The 17,698-nt window shown below is 71.9% G+C and carries 19 protein-coding genes; 7 read left to right on the top strand and 12 right to left on the bottom strand.

Features of this window, described 5'->3' with window-relative positions:
* Window position 1: 1 nt before the first annotated feature.
* Window positions 2-589 carry a TetR/AcrR family transcriptional regulator gene (locus SA2016_RS01785; RefSeq protein ID WP_066494658.1) on the bottom strand — a complete coding sequence of 196 codons (588 nt, stop codon included), beginning with the start codon at window positions 587-589 and terminating at the stop codon, window positions 2-4.
* A gap of 95 nt (window positions 590-684) precedes the next feature.
* Between SA2016_RS01785 and SA2016_RS01780 the strand changes: the two genes are divergently transcribed.
* Complete coding sequence (locus SA2016_RS01780; protein WP_066494656.1) at window positions 685-1,695, top strand: NADP-dependent oxidoreductase; 1,011 nt, start codon at window positions 685-687, stop codon at window positions 1,693-1,695.
* Window positions 1,696-1,737: 42 nt separating this feature from the next.
* On the opposite strand, the gene SA2016_RS01775 is transcribed toward SA2016_RS01780, so the two are convergent.
* A complete protein-coding gene (locus tag SA2016_RS01775) occupies window positions 1,738-2,529 on the bottom strand; it encodes an IclR family transcriptional regulator (protein ID WP_066494654.1) in 792 nt (263 codons plus the stop codon).
* Between the two features lie 251 nt (window positions 2,530-2,780).
* Between SA2016_RS01775 and SA2016_RS01770 the strand changes: the two genes are divergently transcribed.
* On the top strand, window positions 2,781-4,217 hold the full coding sequence (locus SA2016_RS01770) for an amino acid permease (protein ID WP_066494650.1): 1,437 nt from the start codon (window positions 2,781-2,783) through the stop codon (window positions 4,215-4,217).
* 114 nt (window positions 4,218-4,331) lie between these two features.
* On the opposite strand, the gene SA2016_RS01765 is transcribed toward SA2016_RS01770, so the two are convergent.
* On the bottom strand, window positions 4,332-5,075 hold the full coding sequence (locus tag SA2016_RS01765) for a 3-hydroxybutyrate dehydrogenase (protein WP_066494649.1): 744 nt from the start codon (window positions 5,073-5,075) through the stop codon (window positions 4,332-4,334).
* Entirely contained in the window at window positions 5,072-6,448 is a 1,377-nt protein-coding gene (locus SA2016_RS01760) for an MFS transporter (RefSeq protein ID WP_066494647.1), read from the bottom strand. Before SA2016_RS01760 ends, SA2016_RS01765 begins: the two co-directional genes overlap by 4 nt.
* A gap of 180 nt (window positions 6,449-6,628) precedes the next feature.
* On the opposite strand from SA2016_RS01760, the gene SA2016_RS01755 reads away from it, so the two are divergent.
* Complete coding sequence (locus tag SA2016_RS01755) at window positions 6,629-7,594, top strand: LysR family transcriptional regulator (protein ID WP_084249232.1); 966 nt, start codon at window positions 6,629-6,631, stop codon at window positions 7,592-7,594.
* A gap of 58 nt (window positions 7,595-7,652) precedes the next feature.
* Here the strand turns inward: SA2016_RS01755 and SA2016_RS01750 are convergent, their stop codons facing one another.
* The 4 genes from SA2016_RS01750 to SA2016_RS01735 are packed head-to-tail and all read right to left on the bottom strand — an operon-like array spanning window position 7,653 to window position 10,142.
* The gene (locus SA2016_RS01750) at window positions 7,653-8,507 is read right to left on the bottom strand and encodes a spermidine synthase (RefSeq protein WP_066494645.1); all 855 of its coding nucleotides are present in this window, start codon (window positions 8,505-8,507) and stop codon (window positions 7,653-7,655) included.
* Window positions 8,507-9,046, bottom strand: a complete 540-nt coding sequence (locus tag SA2016_RS01745) for a GNAT family N-acetyltransferase (RefSeq protein ID WP_066494642.1) — start codon at window positions 9,044-9,046, stop codon at window positions 8,507-8,509. Before SA2016_RS01745 ends, SA2016_RS01750 begins: the two co-directional genes overlap by 1 nt.
* Window positions 9,047-9,050: 4 nt before the next feature.
* Entirely contained in the window at window positions 9,051-9,713 is a 663-nt protein-coding gene (locus SA2016_RS01740) for an O-methyltransferase (RefSeq protein ID WP_066494641.1), read from the bottom strand.
* 57 nt (window positions 9,714-9,770) lie between these two features.
* Window positions 9,771-10,142 carry a thiamine-binding protein gene (locus SA2016_RS01735; RefSeq protein ID WP_066501827.1) on the bottom strand — a complete coding sequence of 124 codons (372 nt, stop codon included), beginning with the start codon at window positions 10,140-10,142 and terminating at the stop codon, window positions 9,771-9,773.
* Window positions 10,143-10,235: 93 nt separating this feature from the next.
* On the opposite strand from SA2016_RS01735, the gene SA2016_RS01730 reads away from it, so the two are divergent.
* Together SA2016_RS01730 and SA2016_RS01725 are read left to right on the top strand one after the other, a co-directional pair.
* A complete protein-coding gene (locus SA2016_RS01730) occupies window positions 10,236-10,862 on the top strand; it encodes a TetR/AcrR family transcriptional regulator (RefSeq protein WP_066494640.1) in 627 nt (208 codons plus the stop codon).
* A 55-nt stretch (window positions 10,863-10,917) separates the two neighbouring features.
* On the top strand, window positions 10,918-11,526 hold the full coding sequence (locus SA2016_RS01725) for a DUF5684 domain-containing protein (protein WP_066494639.1): 609 nt from the start codon (window positions 10,918-10,920) through the stop codon (window positions 11,524-11,526).
* Window positions 11,527-11,686: 160 nt separating this feature from the next.
* Here the strand turns inward: SA2016_RS01725 and SA2016_RS01720 are convergent, their stop codons facing one another.
* The 3 genes from SA2016_RS01720 to SA2016_RS01710 are packed head-to-tail and all read right to left on the bottom strand — an operon-like array spanning window position 11,687 to window position 13,702.
* Complete coding sequence (locus tag SA2016_RS01720; RefSeq protein ID WP_066494638.1) at window positions 11,687-11,998, bottom strand: AzlD domain-containing protein; 312 nt, start codon at window positions 11,996-11,998, stop codon at window positions 11,687-11,689.
* A complete protein-coding gene (locus SA2016_RS01715) occupies window positions 11,995-12,774 on the bottom strand; it encodes an AzlC family ABC transporter permease (RefSeq protein ID WP_066494636.1) in 780 nt (259 codons plus the stop codon). Before SA2016_RS01715 ends, SA2016_RS01720 begins: the two co-directional genes overlap by 4 nt.
* A gap of 55 nt (window positions 12,775-12,829) precedes the next feature.
* Complete coding sequence (locus tag SA2016_RS01710; protein ID WP_066494634.1) at window positions 12,830-13,702, bottom strand: glycerophosphodiester phosphodiesterase; 873 nt, start codon at window positions 13,700-13,702, stop codon at window positions 12,830-12,832.
* A gap of 109 nt (window positions 13,703-13,811) precedes the next feature.
* Between SA2016_RS01710 and SA2016_RS01705 the strand changes: the two genes are divergently transcribed.
* Together SA2016_RS01705 and SA2016_RS01700 are read left to right on the top strand one after the other, a co-directional pair.
* Window positions 13,812-15,221, top strand: a complete 1,410-nt coding sequence (locus tag SA2016_RS01705) for an MBL fold metallo-hydrolase (protein ID WP_066494633.1) — start codon at window positions 13,812-13,814, stop codon at window positions 15,219-15,221.
* A 93-nt stretch (window positions 15,222-15,314) separates the two neighbouring features.
* Window positions 15,315-16,616 carry a DUF445 domain-containing protein gene (locus SA2016_RS01700; RefSeq protein ID WP_141305569.1) on the top strand — a complete coding sequence of 434 codons (1,302 nt, stop codon included), beginning with the start codon at window positions 15,315-15,317 and terminating at the stop codon, window positions 16,614-16,616.
* A gap of 82 nt (window positions 16,617-16,698) precedes the next feature.
* Here SA2016_RS01700 and SA2016_RS01695 read toward each other — a convergent pair whose 3' ends face one another.
* Window positions 16,699-17,529, bottom strand: a complete 831-nt coding sequence (locus SA2016_RS01695; protein WP_066501823.1) for a hypothetical protein — start codon at window positions 17,527-17,529, stop codon at window positions 16,699-16,701.
* Between the last annotated feature and the right edge of the window lie 169 nt (window positions 17,530-17,698).

Raw genomic sequence — 17,698 nt, 5'->3', positions numbered from 1 at the left:
CCTACTGCTGGAACCCGTCGATGAGCCCCCGCGCGGTGAGCAGGCTGCGCGAAGCCTCCTCCGGCGCGATGCGCACAAGGGCGAACGCGGCGACGACGAGCCCCGTCACGGCGTCGGCGAGCCGCTCCCGGTCGGCCGCCGCGGCCTCCGGCAGGCGCGCAGCGATCCCGTGGCCGACGGCGGCGCGCAGCTCGTCCCGGTAGGCGGCGATCACGCGGGCCACCTCGGCGTCATGGGCGATCGGGGCCCCGGCGGCGTTGATGAGCAGGCAGCCGTTGGCGGCAGGCGCGGACCCGGCACCGCGGAGCGCCTCCCGCAGCCCGTCGAGGTAGTCGGTGATGGCGCCCGGCTCGACCTCGGCCTCCTGGAGCGGGCCCAGCCGCGGGCGGACCACCTCGTCGAGGTAGTTCTGCACGGCCGCGTCGAAGAGCCCGCGCTTGGACCCGAAGGCGTTGTAGATGCTCGAGCGGCTCAGCCCGGTGGCCCGCTCGAGGTCCGGGACCGAGGCATCCTCGTAGCCTGACTGCCAGAATACGGCCCGGGCGCCGCGCACCGCCGTCTCCCGGTCGAAGGACTGGGTCCTGCCCACCGGCCACCCCACTTTCTGTAATGACCAGTCCAGCATATAGTGGACCGGTCGTTACAGAATACGAGTGGACCCAGTTCCGGCGAAAGGGACCCAGCATGTCGCAGACCTCCAGCACCCAGATCCAGCTTGTCCGCCGCCCCTCGGGATGGCCGACCCACGAGGACTTCCGCACCGTGACCGTGCCCTACGGCGACCTCGAGCCGGGCCAGGTGCGCGTGCGCAACGAGTTCGTCTCGGTCGATCCGTACATGCGGGGCCGGATGAACGACTCCCGCAGCTACGTGGCGCCCTACGCGCTGGGTGAGACCATCACCGGCGGCGCCGTGGGCCGCGTCGTCGAGTCCGCCGCCGACGAGGTGCCGGTCGGCGCCGTCGTGCTCCACCAGCACGGCTGGACGGACGTCATCCAGGCGGACGCGGGGACGTTCCGGGTGCTCGCCGACGTCCCTGGGGTGCCGCTCTCGGTCCGCCTGCACATCCTGGGCATGACCGGCATGACGGCCTACGTGGGCCTCACGGAGATCGCGGGCCTCAAGGCCGGGGACACGGTGTTCGTCTCGGGCGCGGCCGGCGCCGTGGGAACTGCTGCGGGCCAGATCGCGAAGCTCCTCGGGGCCAAGCGCGTGATCGGCTCCGCGGGCTCGGCGGAGAAGGTCGCCCTCCTGACGGAGAAGTACGGCTACGACGCCGCCTTCAACTACAAGGACGGGGACGTCCGCGGCCAGCTCGCGGCAGCCGCCCCCGAGGGCATCGACGTGTTCTTCGACAACGTGGGCGGCGAGCACCTCGAGGCCGCGCTCGAGGCCTTCAACGACGGCGGCCGTGCGGCCCTGTGCGGGGCGATCTCGGCCTACAACGCCACCGAGCGCCCGGCCGGCCCGGACAACATGCCCAACCTCATCACCCGCGGGCTCACGCTGCGCGGCTTCACCCTCGGCCACTACCTGCACCTCGCCCCCGAGTTCACCGAGCGGATGACCGGGTGGTTCGCCGCGGGCAGCATCGCCTACGACGAGACGATCGTGGACGGGATCGAGCACACGGTGGATGCGTTCCTGGACATGATGCGCGGGGCGAACACCGGCAAGATGCTCGTCCGGATCTGAGGCGCCGCCGGCGGGCCAGCCCGGGCCGCGGCCTGCCCGGGTTCAGCCGCGGCCGTAGATCCTCGCGGCGAGGTCGCCGGCCGCCTTCTGGGCCCGGGCGGCGAGCTCCTCGCGCCGCCGCTCGGGCACGCGCTCGGCCTCGAACGTGATCGCGACGGCCGCCGTGGGCCAGCCCGCGTGGTCCCGGACCACGGCCGCGACCGAGGCCAAGCCAGGTGTGACCTCACCGCCCTCGGTCGCGTAGCCGCGCTGGCGGACCTGGTCCAGCTCCGACTGGAGGGCCGAGTACGAGCGGATCTGCTCGCCCTCCTCGGTCCGGGACGTGAAGGCCGCCGCGTTCGGGTACAGCGCGCGGACCTGGGACTTGGGCAGCGCCGCGAGGATCGCACGCCCGCTCGCGGTGAGGTGGCTCGGCAGGCGCACCCCCACGTCGGTCACGAGCGAGGGCCGGTTCTTGGCCCGCTCCTCGACGATGTAGAGCACGTCCCGGCCGTGCAGCACCGCAAGGTGCGTGCTCTCCCCGATCGCGTCCACGAGCGCCGCGAGCAGCGGCCGGCCCAGGCGCGAGAGCGGCTCCTGCCGGGAGTAGGCACTCGAGAGCTCGAACGCGCCGATGCCGAGCCCGTACCGCTGCTCTTCCGGAAGATGGAGGACGAACCCGTTCTCCTCCATGACCGCGAGCAGGTGGTAGACGGTGGAACGCGGCAGGCCGAGCTGCGCCGCGATCGCCGAGGCCGGCTGCGGTCCGCGCCGCGAGGCGAGCAGGCGCAGGATCCGCAGCGTGCTCTCCGCCGCGGGCACCTTCGACTTCTCCCGTGCCTGGGTGGGGGGCATGGCGACTCCTTCCGCTCCGCCGGGCTGCCTGCTGTCTGCAATCCCGGACCACCTCCAGTGTGGAGCGGACGACGGCGGCCGCGCACCCGCCGTCGTGCGCTCACCGTCCGGAATACCGGACACTAGTCCTCTTGGGCGCATCTGGCATGCGAGACACACTCTGGTCGTGACGCCACTCACAGCCCCCGCCGGGCCCGGCACAGTGGGAGGAGCCTGGCCCGAAGGCCCCTTCCCAACGACGTGAGGACTCCATGCAGACCACTCATCCCGCCGCGCTCAGCCGCGGCCTCAACGTCCGGCACATCCGGTTCATGGCCCTGGGGTCGGCCATCGGCACCGGGCTGTTCTACGGCTCCGCCGAGGCCATCCAGGCGGCGGGGCCGGCCGTCCTGATCGCCTACATGATCGCCGGTGCCGCCGTGTTCATGGTGATGCGCTCGCTCGGCGAGATGGCCGTGCGGCACCCCGTGGCCGGCTCGTTCAGCCAGTACGCCGGCCGGTACCTCGGCCCGTTCTGGGGCTTCGCGACGGGCTGGACCTATGTCTTCGAGATGGCGATCGTGGCACTCGCGGACATCACCGCGTTCGGCATCTACATGGGCTTCTGGTTCCCCCAGGTGGACCGGTGGGTGTGGATCGCCGCCGTGATCCTCGTGCTCACGGCCATCAACCTGCTCAGCGTCAAGGTCTTCGGCGAGCTCGAGTTCTGGTTCTCGCTCGTGAAGGTGGCCGCCATCATCGCCATGATCGCCGGCGGCGCCGCCCTCATCGCCTTCGGCTTCTCCTCCCCCTCCGGCGGCCAGGCCGGCGTGCACCAGCTCGTCGCGAACGGCGGGCTCTTCCCCAACGGCTTCGGCGGGCTGCTCGCGTGCTTCTCGGTGGTCGTGTTCGCCTTCGGGGGCGTCGAGACGGTCGGGGTCACGGCGGGCGAGGCCGCGGACCCCAAGAAGGCCATTCCGCAGGCCGTGAACACGGTGCCCGTGCGGATCCTGCTCTTCTACGTGCTCACGCTCGCGGTGCTCATGAGCCTGTTCCCGTGGAACCAGGTGGGCGCCCAGGGCAGCCCCTTCGTGCAGATCTTCAGCGGGCTCGGGATCCCCGGTGCGGCCAATGTGCTCAACGCGATCGTCATCACCGCCGCGCTCTCCGCGATCAACTCGGACATCTTCGGCGCGGGGCGCGTCCTGTTCGGCCTCGCGCAGCAGGGCCACGCGCCGGCCTCGTTCGGGAGGGTGTCGTCGCGCGGAGTGCCGTGGATGACCGTGGTGGTCATGACCGGCGTGCTCGCGGTCGGGGTGGTGCTCAACGCGCTGATCCCGGAGGACGTGTTCACGGTCATCGCCTCCATTGCGACGTTCGCCACCGTGTTCGTCTGGGCCATGATCCTCGCCAGCCATGTGGCCATGAAGCGCGAGATCCGGCGGTACGCGCTCGCGCCCAGCGAGTTCCCCTCGCCCCTGTGGCCCGTGGCCTCGGTGCTCGCGATCGCGTTCATGGCGTTCGTGACCGTGCTCCTGGGCTGGTTCGAGGACACGCGCGTGGCCCTCGTGGTGGGCGGCGCCTGGATCGGCCTGCTCGCCGGGGCGTATGCCCTGTGGGTCCGCGGCGACGGGCGGCGCCGGCCGGCGCTCCTCGACGAGACCGCCCCGCTGCCCGTGGTCTCCCCGGACGACCGGGTGCGCGCGTAACCCTCGGCGCCCGCGGGCATTTCGACACAACTCAGCGCCGTTCCTGCCCCTTTCGGGGCGGAAACGGCGCTGAGTTGTGTCGTTGTGCTCGGGTTGGCGGGACGGCGGCCGGACCTAGCGGGCCGACCAGCCGCCGTCCATCGTGTAGGACGCGCCGGTGACCATCCCGGCGTCCTCCGAGGCGAGCCAGCACGCCAGTGAGGCCACCTCGGACGGCTCGACGAGCCGCTTGATGGCCATCTCGGTCAGCATGACCTTCTCGAGGACCTCGGACTCGGGGATGCCGTGCGTCAGCGCCTGGTCCTTGATCTGCTTCTCCACGAGTGCCGTGCGGACGTAGCCCGGGTTGATGCAGTTGGACGTCACGCCGTGCTCCGCGCCCTCGAGCGCGGTGACCTTCGAGAGGCCCTCGAGGGCGTGCTTCGCGGTGACATATGCGCTCTTGAAGGCGGAGGCGCGGAGGCCGTGGACCGAGCTGAGGTTGATGACCCGGCCCCAGCCGCGCTCGTACATGTGCGGCAGGGCGGCCCGGACCAGGAGGAACGGCGCCTCGACCATGAGCCGCTGGATCCGCCGGAACGCCTCCGGGTCGTACTCGTGGATGGGGGCGACCTTCTGGATCCCCGCGTTGTTCACGAGGATGTCGCAGTCGAGCCGCAGGTCCTCGAGCGCGGCGGTGTCGAGCAGGTCCACGGCCCACGCCGTGCCGCCGAGGTCCGCGGCGAGCTTCTCGGCGGCGCTTCCGTCGAGGTCGGCGACCACCACGTGCGCGCCCCGGTCCGCGAGCCCTCGGGCCACCGCGGCGCCGATGCCTGCCGCGCCGCCGGTGACGAGTGCCCTGCGGCCGTTGAGGCTCATGCGCGGGCTCCTGCCTCGGACACCGTGCCCCGGACGCGGGCGGCGTCCGCGGCGTCGAGCGCGTGGAGCGAGGCGCCCTTGGTCTCCCGCATGGCGAGCACGGCGATGAGGGTGATGACGCCAGCGGCGGCGAGGTAGACCGCCGTGGGCCACCACGAGCCGGTCGCCTTGAGCCACTCGGTGGCGAAGACCGGGGCGAGCGAGCCGGCCACGATCGAGGTGACCTGGTAGGCGATCGAGACGCCGGAGTAGCGCATGCGGGTCGGGAACATCTCGGCCATGATGGCCGGCTGGCCGGAGTACATGAGGCCATGGAAGACCAGGCCCACGATGATGGTCAACAGGATGACGAACACGTTCTTGGTGCCGAACGCCGGGAAGGCCCAGAAGCCCCAGGTGCCGCCGAGGATCGCGCCGGCGAGGTAGACCGGCTTGCGGCCGATGCGGTCGGCGAAGCGGCCGATCACCGGGATGATCGAGAAGTGGCAGATGTGCGCAATCGCGATGACGCCGAGGATCGAGGCGGTGTTCATCTTCAGGCCGGTGCCGAGGTAGACGATCGAGAACGTGACCACGAGGTAGTACAGGATGTTCTCCGCGAACCGCAGGCCCATGCCCACGAGGACGCCGCGCGGGTAGCGCTTGAGCACCTCGAAGACGCCGTAGCCGGCGGCCTTCTCGGTCTCGAGCTCGGCCTTGGCGGCCTGGAAGATCGGCGCCTCGTCGATCTTGGTGCGGATCACGTAGCCCACGATCACCACGATGGCGGAGAGCCAGAAGGCCACGCGCCAGCCCCAGACGAGGAACGCGTCGGAGGAGAGTGCCGAGGTCATGACCCACAGGACCACGGTCGCGAGGACGTTGCCCAGCGGCACCGCCGCCTGCGGCCACGACGACCAGAACGCGCGCTTCGCATCCGGCGCATGCTCGGCCACCAGCAGGACGGCACCGCCCCATTCGCCGCCGAGCGCGAGGCCCTGGATGAAGCGGAGGAGGACGAGGAGGATCGGAGCCCAGATGCCGATCTGTGCGTAGGTCGGCAGGCAGCCCATGAGCACCGTGGCAGCGCCGATGAGCATGATGGTGATCTGCAGGGTCTGCTTGCGGCCGATCCTGTCGCCGATCTGGCCGAACACGATGCCGCCGAGCGGGCGTGCGATGAACCCCACCGCGTAGGTGAGGAACGCGGCGATGATCGCGTCGTACTCGTTGCCCATCTTGGGCAGGAGGATCTTGTTGAACACGATCGTGGACGCGGTCGCGTAGAGGAAGAAGTCGTACCACTCGACCACCGTGCCCGCCATCGAGGCGGAGACGATCTTCTTCAGCAGTGGTTGCTCGGTGCTGCCGGCGGAGCGCTGATCAACGCTCATAGGGGGTGCCTCCTGGGTGTCGTCACTGACACGGCTCACATTCGGGGCCTCGCGGGCGTCTTCACGGTATGACGCCCATCACATGTCCCGACGAGTATTCCCTGCGCAGGACTGCGCCTTCAATGATCAATTCAGCACTGATCCTGTGCAGATTTGCAGATGGACCCGTAGGGTGTCCCCATGACGTCGGCGCAGCCCTCCCCCGATCTCCTCCTCGTGCTCCTGGAGGTGTCCCGCTCCGGGAAGTTCACGACGGCGGGCGAGAGCCTAGGTCTGAACCACACCACGGTGGCGCGCAAGATCGCGGCCCTCGAGAAGTCCCTCGGCGGCCGCGTGCTGGCCCGCGCCGCAGGCGGCTGGGAGCTCACCCCGCTCGGCGAGCGGGCCGTGGGCGTGGCGGCCCAGGTCGCCGACGCTGTAGGGCGCCTGGGTCCCGGCAGGGAGGACCCCATCACCGGGGTGGTGCGCATGACGGCGACGGACGGCTTCAGCGCCTACATCGCCTCTCCCGCGGTGGCCCGGCTGCGGGCCGAGCACCCAGGGCTCACCGTCGAGCTCGTGACTGTGACCCGGCGTGCCCTCCAGCAGCGTTCCGGAGTGGACCTCGAGGTCGTCGTGGAGGGCGAGCCGCAGGTCCACCGCGCCCACGCGGTCCGGCTCGGCGAGTACACGCTGGGGATGTACGCCTCCCGCGAGTACCTCGCCCGGCACGGAGCTCCGCGGACGCCCGAGGAGCTGGCCCGCCACGGCCTCGTGTACTTCGTCGACTCGATGCTCCAGATCGACGACCTCGACACGCCGCGCCGCCTCGCACCCGAGATGCGGGACGGCCTGACGTCGACCAACGTGTTCGTGCACGTCGAGGCGACCCGGGCCGGGGCAGGGATCGGCTTCCTGCCGTGCTTCATGGCGGACCGGCACGAGGACCTGGTGCGGCTGCTCCCCGACTACTTCCGCGAGCAGCTCCCCTACTGGATGGTGCTGCGGCCCGACTCGTACCGGCAGCCGGCCGTGGCCGCGGTGGCCGAGGCGCTGCGCGACCAGATGGAGCGCTCGCGTCCCATGCTCCTCGGCCTGAAGCACGCGTCCGAGGGGCGGCCCGTCCCTTCTGGCGAGGGTGCAGACCCGGAGCCCAGCCCCGTCTGAGGCGGGTGCGGAGCGGCCTCCGGCCGCACACCGTCTGCGCCACCCTGCAGCTGGGCCTTCACGCACCCCGCGGGCCAGCGCCGCCCGGGGACGCCCCGTCGCGTCGCGGCTCCGCGGCCCCGACCCACGCTCGGACCCGTCCGTCGTCCCAGACCTGGGCCGGCAGCGCCCCGCCGAGCAGGCGGCGACGCAGCGCGGGCGAGGCGGGGATCGGCGTCGTGCTCGCGGCGATCACGAAGTTGCCGTACCTGCGCCCCTTGAGCATGGCCGGATCTGCGACGATCGCCGTGTGCGGGAAGACTGCGGCGATCGCGGCCGCCTCGGTCCTCGCAGAGACGTGGTCCGGGGAGCTGCCGATGTTGGCCACGAACAGGCCGCCGGCGTCGAGCAGGCGGGCCGAGGCCTCGATGAACTCGACAGTGGTCAGGGGATCCGGCGTGGTGGACCCGGCGAAGACGTCGCGGACCACGACGTCCCGGGTGGCCGGGGTGAGGGACTCGGTGACCTGCCTGGCCTCGCCGACGCGGATGCGCAGCAGCGGCGCGCGCGGCAGGTCGAACCATCCGCGCACGTAGTCGGCGAGCTTCGCATCGAGTTCGACGACGACCTGCCGCGCGTCCGGGTAGCGCGCGGCGAGGTATCGGGGGATGGAGCAGCCGCCCCCGCCCTGGTGGAGGGCACGGAGCCGCTCGGTGCGCTCGGGGTCGAAGCGGTCCTCGATGAGGGCCACGATCCAGCGCATGTACTCGAAATCGAGCCGGAGCGGGTCGGACAGGACGATGTGCGAGCTCTGGACCCCGTTGATCTTCAGCAGCCAGCCGTCCCGGGAATCCCCGTCGGGCACCAGCTCGGCGCTGCCGGTGCTGATCGGGTAGAGGCCCGCCACCGGGCCCTGACCCTGCTGGGCGGCCATCAGGCGTCCCCCCGGGCGCCGCGGACCATGCGGATCTCGGGCAGCGTTGCCCCGCCGATCTCGTCGAGGTGGCGGGCGCCGTCCGGCACAAAGCCGAGCTTGCCGTAGAACGCCCGGGCCCGTGGGTTGTCCTCGAAGACCCACAGGGATGCCGGCCGGTCCGCGAGGACGCGCTCGACCACCGCCCGTCCCGCGCCCGTGCCGTGCATCTCGGCCAGCACGTAGACGGTGTAGAGCTCCTCCTCCGCGGGGGCATCGTCGTCGCGGGCGGGGCCGGCCCCCGCGAACCCGACCACGCGCCCGCGGAAACGGACCAGCGCGAACCGCCCGGGCGACTCCGGGGCGAGGAAGCGGCGCCAGCGCTCGGTGCGTGCGGGCGAGTCGCCGAGGCCGCCGGCGAGGAACGCCGCCGGGAGCAGGTGGGCGTAGGCCTCGCGCCACGAGGCGTCCTTGACCGCAAGCACCGCCTCGGCGCCATCGGGCGTCGCGCCGGTGATCTCGAAGGCGCGCTCGGGCGGGGTGCCGCTGTGCTGGACCATCGCGCTACCTCACCACGGCCAGGGCGAAGCCGTCCCAGCCCTTGGACCCGGCGGTCTGCACGACGGTCGCGTCGAAGAGCGGGCCGCCGAGGAGCTCGAGGGACTCCACGATGAACGGCGCGTCCTGGTCCCCGCCGTCAGGGTGCAGGAGCGTGCCCTCCCACACGGCGTTGTCGAGCACCACCACGGTGCCCGGCCGCCCCAGCCTGACCGCCCACTCGAGGTAGCGGGAGTTGTTCTGCTTGTCGGCGTCGATGAAGACGAGGTCATAGGGTCCGGACAGCCGCGCGAGCGTCTCGAGCGCACGGCCCACGTGCACGGTGACCTTCTCGGCAAGGCCCGCGGCGGCGAGATTCTGCCGCGCCACGTCGGCGTGCTCCGGCAGGTACTCAAGGGTGTCGAGGTGGCCGCCTGCGGGCAGGGCCTGCGCCATCCAGATGCTGCTGAACCCCGCCAGGGTGCCGATCTCGAGCACCCGCGCCGCTCCGGAGATCCGGACGAGGAGGTTCAGCAGCTTGCCGGACGTGGGCTGCACCTCGATCGGCGGCATGCCACGAGCCTCGGCCGTCTCGAGGGCCCGCTCGTGTTCCGGGCCGGGCTTCACGACGGTCCGCGTGAGCCACCGTTCGACCTCGGTCCATTCGGGCTGCGCGACGTGTTCGACCATGCCGCCAGTCTGGCACCTCGTGCCGAGGCCGCGACAGCGCCGTGGCGGACCGGCGCGTCAGCCGCCCGCGGGCTCTGCGCCCTGGCCCGCGATCGCCCGCTCGAGGCGTTCTACCTTGCCGGTGAGCTCACCGGTGTGGCCCGGGCGGATGTCGGCCTTGAGGACGAGCGAGACCCGCGACCCATAGCGGCCCACGGCCTCGGTGGCGCGCTTCACGACGTCCATGACCTCGTCCCACTCGCCCTCGATCTCGGTGAACATCGAGCTCGTGCGGTTCGGCAGGCCGGATTCCCGCACGATCCTGACCGCTGCCGCGACCGCCTCGTGGACGGAGTCGGAGGGAGCGGACGACGGCGAGTCGGCCGCCTCAGCCGGGCGGCCGGCGTCGGGCGCGGGGCCGGAGGGGGATACAGAGAACGCGACGATCATGCGCACCAGTGTGCCACCGCGGCTCGGCCGGCGAGCTGGGAGCGCACCGTCATGTAGGCGACACCCGGACTCTCGGATGGGTACTGTTGAGGTATGCAGCAGGAACGGGCGTGGCGCAAGCCGATGCGCGCCGACGCGGCACGCAACATCGAGAAGATCATCACGGCGGCCCTCGACTGCTTCCGCGAAGAGGGCCCGAACGTGTCCCTCAAGACCGTCGCGGACCGGGCCGGGGTCGGCCCAGCCACACTCTTCAGGAACTTCGCCGACAAGGACGAGCTGGTCCTCGCCGCGGTCGAGCGGCAGATCAAGGTCAAGGTCGAGCCGGTGGCCGAGATGGCGCTGGACAACCCCGACGCCGCCTCCGGCCTCGTCGAGGTCCTCAGCGCGGTGATGCAGGTGGCCAATGATGAGCACAACCTGCTCTCGGCCGTCGCGGGTCGGCGGAGCCTGCTCGTGGGGCTCGCCGGCAAGCTCATCGAGTCCCTCGGGGTCCTCCTCCAGCGTGGCCAGCGGGAGGGCACCCTGCGCGAGGAGCTCCAGCTGATCGACATGGTGCGCCTCGTCGCCATGCTCATCGGTGCGGGCGACACGCTGGAGCCCGGGTCCTTCGCGTGGCAGCGGTACGTGGCGCTCGTCGAGGACGCCATCCGCACCCACCGGGAGAACCGGCCGCTGCCTCCGCTCGGCCCGATCCCCGGCGTCGAGCTGCCCCTCTGACGGCGGGGAGCTCTCCCCATGGCGGACCCGGGGCGTGCCCGCTAGCGTCTGGGGCATGACCATGCTCTCTGTCGCCGCATCCACGACATACGGGACCTCCTCCGGAGACGCCGCCGCAGGCCTCATCGGCGGGCTCTTCGGTGCCGTCATCGGCCTCGCCGTCGTTGGACTCCTGTATATGGGGATCTTCACCAAGGCCGGCCGTCCGGCGTGGGAGGCCTACGTCCCCTTCTACAACTTCTACGTGCTGATCACCCAGATCGTGGGTCGTCCGGCCTGGTGGTTCTGGGTCATCATCGCCTCGAGCGTGATCCCGGTCCTGAACTTCATCACGTGGATCGCGGCGGCCGTGTTCGGCATCCTCGTCATGAACGACCTGTCCAAGTCGTTCGGCAAGGACTCCGCCTACACGGTGGGCCTGGTGCTGCTGCCGATCGTCTTCGTGCCCATGCTCGGCTACGGCCAGGCGCAGTACCTCGGCAAGGGCGCTCTCGTGGCGCCGGGCGGCTACGGCCAGCCCCAGTCCTACGGCCAGCCCCAGCAGTACGGCCAGCAGGCCCAGCCCTACGGCCAGCCCCAGCCCTACGGCCAGCCTCAGCAGTACGGCCAGGAGCGCCCGAGCCCCTATGGCCAGCAGCCCGGCTCGGACGAGCCGCGTCGCTGAACCGAAACGGCCCCTCTCCATCTGAAGGTCATGTTCTGGGAGTCACCTCAGGTGACCTTCAGAACGTGACCTTTAGAACGTGACCTTCAGAACGTGACCTTCAGAACGTGACCTTCAGAACGTGACCTTCAGAAGCTGACCTTCAGAAGGGGCTGGGCGGTCAGCCCCAGCCGAGGAGGCGCAGGAGCGCGGCCGCGGCGGCGCCGGCGATCACCACCACGAGGAACGGGGCCCGCAGCACGAGCGCGACGGCGGCCGCCGCGAGGGAGCCGAGCCGGGCGTCGAGCACGAGGGACTGGCCGCCCGCAAACGTGTTGACGGCGGTCAGGGACGCCAGCAGCCCGATGGTGACGGTGCCCGCGACGCGGAGCATCCGCTCGTTGTCCATCCATCGGCGCGGCAGCAGGTAGCCGAGCAGCTTGAGCGCATACGCGGCTGCGCAGGCGAGGACGATCCAGGCCCACAGGCTCATGCCCGGCCCCCGCCCTGGCCGCCGTCCCCGCGGGGGTCCCGGCGGGAATAGGGGTCGAGGTCCGGCCCCAGCCCCTCCACCCCGGCACCCGCGGACGGCCGGCCCGAGGCGGCCCTCGCATGGCTGACCCATCCGAGGACGGCGGCGACGAGCGCCGCGATGAGGATCGGGACGCCGGGCGGCACGAACGGCACCGCGAGCACGGTCGCGAGGGCGCAGACCACGGCGATCGCCCAGGGCTCGCGGCCCTTGAGCCGCGGCCAGAGGAGCCCCAGGAACGCGGCCACGGCGGCGCCGTCGAGCCCCCACTGCTTGGGGTCGCCGAGGGCGTTCCCCGCCAGGGCGCCCACGGCCGTGAAGATGTTCCAGAGCACGAACACCCCGACGCCGGCCACCCAGAATCCTCGACGCTGCTCGGTCGGCGACTCCTGGCCCACGGCCGTGGCCGTGGACTCGTCGATCGTGAACTGCGGAGCGACGAAGCGGCGCCAGCCGGCAGGGGCGAACATCGCGTTGAGCTGCATGCCGTAGACCGCGTTGCGCACGCCGAGCAGGGTCGCCGCAGCGGTCGCGGCGGCGCCCGAGCCGCCTCCGGCCAGCACCCCGATGAAGGCGAACTGCGAGCCGCCGGTGAACATGAGCAGGCTCAGGGCCACGGTCTGGAGGACGTCGAGCCCCGAGGCGACCCCGAGCGCGCCGAAGGAAACGCCGTAGAGGCCGGTCGCGACGGCGATCGAGAGGCCGATCCGCGCCGCCGGCGAGCGGCGCAGCGGCACCGGCCCCGCGCCGTCGTGCTCGGGTTCGGGTTCAGGATCCGGGCGGGGATCCGCCTCAGCCAAGGGCCGCCCCCAGCTGGGCCAGCACCTCGGCGGGGCGGTTGGTGGTGATCTGCTGGACGCCGACGGCGAGGCAGTGCTCCACGTCCTCGGGCGCGTCCACGGTCCAGACGCGGAAGGTCAGGCCGGCCTCGAGCCACGCCCGCACGCGGTTGGGGTGGTCCCGGATGTAGCGGATGCCGGGGCCGGCGATGCCCACGCGGCCCTCGTCGAGGATCGCCTCGGCGTCGAGCTGGGCCGCCTTGAGGACGTTGGCGACCGCGCCGCCCGTGAGGGCCCCCAGCGCGGCCGACTGCCGCAGCTCCTCGACCGAGACGTCATCGACGAGCATGCAGACGTGGCGGGCGGGGACCGAGGAGAGGAGGTGCTCGATGGCCTCGGCGTCGAAGCTCATGAAGCTGACCTGGACGCCCCCCACCCGAGAGGCCTCCGGCTCCCACCCGCGCGAGCGCAGCAGCTCGAGCACGCGGTCCTCGAGAGCACGGCGGTAGGGGCTGGGGTGCTTGAGCTCGATCGCGAGGCCCACCTCGCGCCCGGAGGCGACCAGCAGGTCCAGCAGCTCGGGCAGCGTCAGGAGCTGCTGGCTCTGGGCCCCGAACTCGTCCGGGACCCGGACGCCCTTCCAGGAGGAGAAGTCGAGCTCGCGGAGCTGGGCGAGGGTCCGCTCCGCCACGGGCCCCGTGCCGCTGGAGGTGCGGTCCAGGTTCGCATCGTGCAGGAGGACCAGGTGCTGGTCCCGGGTCAGGTGGACATCGCATTCGACGCCGTCCGCGCCGTCGGCGAGCGCCTGGAGGTAGGCGGCGCGCGTGTGCTCGGCGAAGCGCGCGCTCGCACCACGATGGGCATACACAAGGGGGCGGCTGGTCATGGCGCAAGGGTATCGGACCGATCCGACGCCCAGATTGCGTCATACCCCCTGGGGTACTATTCTGGAGGAGAAGCAATACCCCTAGGGGTATCCCAACGGAAGGAGAGCCATGCTGCTCGAGCGCATCTACGACCAGGACCTGGCGCAGGCCAGCTACATGATCGGCTGCCAGGCCAAGGGCGAGGCCATTGTCGTCGACGCCCGGCGCGACATCGCCCCCTACCTCGAGCTCGCCGCCGCGAACGGCATGAAGATCGTCGCGGTCACCGAGACCCACATCCACGCCGACTACCTCTCCGGCTCCCGGGAGCTCGCCGCTGCCACCGGCGCGGACCTCTACGTCTCCGGTGAGGGCGGCGAGGACTGGCAGTACGGCTTCGAGGCCGAGCGGCTGGTCGACGGCAGCACCATCCAGCTGGGCAACATCACGGTCACTGCCGTGCACACCCCGGGCCACACCCCCGAGCACCTCTCGTTCCTCATCAAGGACGGCGCCTTCAGCGACGAGCCCGGCTACCTCCTCTCGGGCGACTTCGTCTTCTCGGGCGACCTCGGCCGCCCCGACCTGCTCGACGAGGCCGCCGGCGGGGTGAACACCCGCTTCGAGGGCGCGCGCCAGCTCTTCACGAGCCTCAAGGAGAAGTTCCTGACCCTCCCGGACCACGTCCAGGTCCACCCCGGCCACGGATCCGGCAGCGCCTGCGGCAAGGCCCTGGGCGCGATCCCGTCGACCACGGTCGGCTACGAGCGCCTGTTCGCCTGGTGGGCCCCCTACCTCGCGGCCAACGATGAGGAGGGCTTCGTCCGCGAGCTCCTCGACGGCCAGCCCGACGCGCACGCCTACTTCGGGCGCATGAAGCGCCAGAACCGCCTCGGCCCGGCCGTCATGGGCGGACGCGGCGCGCTCCCCGAGCTCTCCACCGAGGCGATCGCCGAGGACCTGGCCGCGGACCGGATCACGTTCGTGGACACCCGCCACCACGCCGACGTCCACCGCGGCACCGTGGCCCGGGCCCTCAACATCCCCGCCGGCGGCAAGATGGCCACCTACGGCGGATGGGCCTACGACCCCGAGACCGATTCCCGCCCGCTCGTGCTCCTCGCCCAGAACGAGGAGGCCGCGGGCCGCATGTGGGACTCGCTCGTGCGCGTCGGGATCGACAACGTGGCCGGCTTCACGCCCACCCTCGAGGGCCTTCCCATGACGGCCCCCCGCACGCTGGAGCCTGCGGACCTCGAGGGCTTCGACGCCGCACTCGTGCTCGATGTGCGCAACAAGACCGAGCACGCCGCGGGCCACATCCCCGGCTCGGAGCAGCTCAGCGCCGGCCGCGTCCTGTGGCACACGGACCAGCTCCCCTCGGAGGGCGTGATCGTGAGCTACTGCCAGAGCGGCGTCCGCAACTCCGTCGCCGCGAGCGCCCTGCGCCGCGCCGGGTACGAGGTCGTCGAGCTCGAGGGCAGCTACCTCGGCTGGAAGTCCTTCGCAGACTCCCAGGAGGCCGCCGCCGCCCGCTGAGCCGCGCCCCGGCCCACCCCAGACCCGGATGCCCCGCCTGTCCCCCCGCAGGCGGGGCATCCGGCTGTCCGCCCCCGCCGGTAGGGTTGAGGCATGGTGACGCTGAACCGCACCCCAGGCCCCCGCCCGGGAGCGGAGTCCGGCTCCGGTCCGACCGACCTCGAGCGGGCCGCCGCCCTGGGCCGGATGAAGGCCCTCGCCCTCTCCCTCCTGATCGGGATGGCCGTCATCTTCGCGGTCTCGTTCGCGCTCCAGGACAGGTACGCGTGGCTCCAGTACGTGCGGGCGGCCGCCGAGGGCGGCATGGTGGGGGCGCTCGCGGACTGGTTCGCCGTCACCGCGCTGTTCAAGCACCCGCTCGGGGTGCCCATCCCCCATACCGCCATCATCCCCACGCGCAAGGACGCGATCGGGGCGTCCCTCAGCGGGTTCGTGCGGGACAACTTCCTCTCCTCCGCCGTGGTGCGCGCCAAGCTGGACAGCGTCGACGTCGCGCGGAAGGCAGGCACCTGGCTGGCGAGCCCCGCGGGCGCCGAGCGGGTCGCGAAGGAGGGCGCCGCCGTCGTGCGTGGGGCGTTCACCGTGCTCAACGACGACGACGTGCAGGCCGTGATCGAGGGCATGGTGCGGCGCCACCTGCTCGCCCCGCCGTGGGGGCCGCCGCTCGGCCGGGTGGCAGACCAGGTCCTCGCCGCGGGCCACCACCACCAGCTCGTGGACCTGCTGGTGGACCGCGCGGCGGACTGGGTCGCGGCGAACTACGAGGCGGTCACCCGCGTCGTCTCGGACCGCTCCCCCTCCTGGGTGCCGAGCTTCGCCAACGACCTCGTCGGCGACAAGATCTACATCGAGCTGTCCAAGTTCGTGGCGGCCGTGCAGTCGGACCCGGACCATCAGGTGCGCCGGTCCATCGACGCGTACCTGAGGGACCTCGCCCAGGACCTCCAGCACGAGCCTGCCATGATCGCCCGGGTGGAGGGCATCAAGGCGCAGGTGCTCGGCGACCCGCAGGTCCGCAGCCTCGCCGGCCGCACCTGGGCCACGCTCAAGCGGGTGCTGCTCGAGGCGGTCTCGGACCCGCGCAGCGAGCTGCACCAGCGGTTCACCACCGCGGTGCGGGACTTCGGCGCCCGGCTCGTCGAGGACGAGGAGCTGGCCGGGAAGGTCAACGCGTGGGTGGCGGACGCGGCGTCCTACGTGGTGGCGACCTACCGCGACGACATCGCGGGCGTCATCGAGGACACGGTGGCCCGCTGGGACGCGCAGGAGACCTCGGAGAAGATCGAGCTCCAGGTCGGCAAGGACCTCCAGTTCATCCGCATCAACGGCACCGTGGTGGGCGCCCTGGCAGGCCTGCTGATCTTCGCCGCGGCGCATGCCGTGTTCGGCGGCTAGACGGACGACGGCGCGTGGCCGCCTCGGGCGGGCTGCGCCGTCGGGCGGCCGGTGCCGTCCGGGAGGCGGACCGGCCCGCAGTTCAGTCTGCGAGCGGCTCGATCCCGGCGCGGCCTTCGAGCAGCCGCGCCCGGCGCTGCTCGATCTCACGCTCGACGGCCTCCTGGGGCGTCTCGGCGGGCAGCACGTCCGGCACCGGGCCGAACGCCGCCTGGGCGGCACGCACCACGGCGCGCCCCATGAGGAGGTTGCCGGCCCCGCCGACCACCGCGCCGACCCCGAAGGGAAGGGCCCGGCCCACGAGCGCGCCGCCCTGCCGCTTGAGCAGCCAGGTGAGGAAGCGCCGCTGCACGGTGCCCTGGAGTACCTTGACGGCCTGCGACGGCATGGACCGGTTCAGCGCCACGCCCCACGCGCTGGCCGGGTGTCCGCCACGGCCCAGGGCCTGCCCGCCCAGCGCGGAGAGCAGGGCCGTGCCCTCCTCCCCCAGCATGAGCGCCATGATGGTGGTCCGGGCTCGGTCCGGGTCCTCGAGGTGCACCCCGTGGAGCTCCGCGATCGAGGCCGCGTAGAGGGCGGTCGCCTCGAGGAAGCCCACCGTGGCGGCGGCGGAGAGGCCCAGCGACGTCATGGTCCCCAGACCGGGAATCGCCGCGGTGCCGCCCACGGCGACGCCGGTCCCGCCCACCGCCGCCAGATAACGGCGCTCGAGGCGCCGGGCGAGCTGGGCGGGGGAATCGTTGGGGTACTGTCGGTGCAGCCGGCGCAGGTTGGCCAGCACGAGCGGGCGCTGCACGTCCACCGCCGCCAGGAGGGCCCGGTGGACGCGGGGGGTCGCCTGGCCACGGGCGTCGAACATCGTCTGGTGCGCCGTGTCCTGCGCGATCCGCAGGGCAATGTTCTTCTTCGCCATCTGCACAGGCTAGCCCCGGGCGCCGGACATGTCCCGCGCCCTTCGCGCTTGGCGTAGCGAGCGGATCGGGCTGGCCCGCACTGTTTCAGACGGACGCCGGCGGGGAAAGTCAGGGGCGACCCGCGCCCCGCGGGCTTGGAGCGCTGCCAGTGCACCGGCAGCGGCGGAA

This window comes from Sinomonas atrocyanea, from assembly GCF_001577305.1.
Classification (GTDB): Bacteria; Actinomycetota; Actinomycetes; order Actinomycetales; family Micrococcaceae; genus Sinomonas; species Sinomonas atrocyanea.
Note: the sequence above shows the minus strand (reverse complement) of the source record. Positions and strands in the feature narration are given on the sequence as shown.

Excerpts from the sequence above, each read along its gene's own strand:
- SA2016_RS01725 (WP_066494639.1), top strand. The coding sequence starts at position 10,918 with ATGACCATGCTCTCTGTCGCCGCATCCACGACATACGGGACCTCCTCC.
- SA2016_RS01710 (WP_066494634.1), bottom strand. The coding sequence starts at position 13,702 with ATGACCAGCCGCCCCCTTGTGTATGCCCATCGTGGTGCGAGCGCGCGC.
- SA2016_RS01775 (WP_066494654.1), bottom strand. The coding sequence starts at position 2,529 with ATGCCCCCCACCCAGGCACGGGAGAAGTCGAAGGTGCCCGCGGCGGAG.
- SA2016_RS01750 (WP_066494645.1), bottom strand. The coding sequence starts at position 8,507 with ATGGCCGCCCAGCAGGGTCAGGGCCCGGTGGCGGGCCTCTACCCGATC.
- SA2016_RS01700 (WP_141305569.1), top strand. The coding sequence starts at position 15,315 with ATGGTGACGCTGAACCGCACCCCAGGCCCCCGCCCGGGAGCGGAGTCC.
- SA2016_RS01760 (WP_066494647.1), bottom strand. The coding sequence starts at position 6,448 with ATGAGCGTTGATCAGCGCTCCGCCGGCAGCACCGAGCAACCACTGCTG.
- SA2016_RS01730 (WP_066494640.1), top strand. The coding sequence starts at position 10,236 with ATGCAGCAGGAACGGGCGTGGCGCAAGCCGATGCGCGCCGACGCGGCA.
- SA2016_RS01720 (WP_066494638.1), bottom strand. The coding sequence starts at position 11,998 with ATGAGCCTGTGGGCCTGGATCGTCCTCGCCTGCGCAGCCGCGTATGCG.
- SA2016_RS01705 (WP_066494633.1), top strand. The coding sequence starts at position 13,812 with ATGCTGCTCGAGCGCATCTACGACCAGGACCTGGCGCAGGCCAGCTAC.
- SA2016_RS01770 (WP_066494650.1), top strand. The coding sequence starts at position 2,781 with ATGCAGACCACTCATCCCGCCGCGCTCAGCCGCGGCCTCAACGTCCGG.
- SA2016_RS01755 (WP_084249232.1), top strand. The coding sequence starts at position 6,629 with ATGACGTCGGCGCAGCCCTCCCCCGATCTCCTCCTCGTGCTCCTGGAG.
- SA2016_RS01740 (WP_066494641.1), bottom strand. The coding sequence starts at position 9,713 with ATGGTCGAACACGTCGCGCAGCCCGAATGGACCGAGGTCGAACGGTGG.
- SA2016_RS01765 (WP_066494649.1), bottom strand. The coding sequence starts at position 5,075 with ATGAGCCTCAACGGCCGCAGGGCACTCGTCACCGGCGGCGCGGCAGGC.
- SA2016_RS01735 (WP_066501827.1), bottom strand. The coding sequence starts at position 10,142 with ATGATCGTCGCGTTCTCTGTATCCCCCTCCGGCCCCGCGCCCGACGCC.
- SA2016_RS01780 (WP_066494656.1), top strand. The coding sequence starts at position 685 with ATGTCGCAGACCTCCAGCACCCAGATCCAGCTTGTCCGCCGCCCCTCG.
- SA2016_RS01695 (WP_066501823.1), bottom strand. The coding sequence starts at position 17,529 with ATGGCGAAGAAGAACATTGCCCTGCGGATCGCGCAGGACACGGCGCAC.
- SA2016_RS01745 (WP_066494642.1), bottom strand. The coding sequence starts at position 9,046 with ATGGTCCAGCACAGCGGCACCCCGCCCGAGCGCGCCTTCGAGATCACC.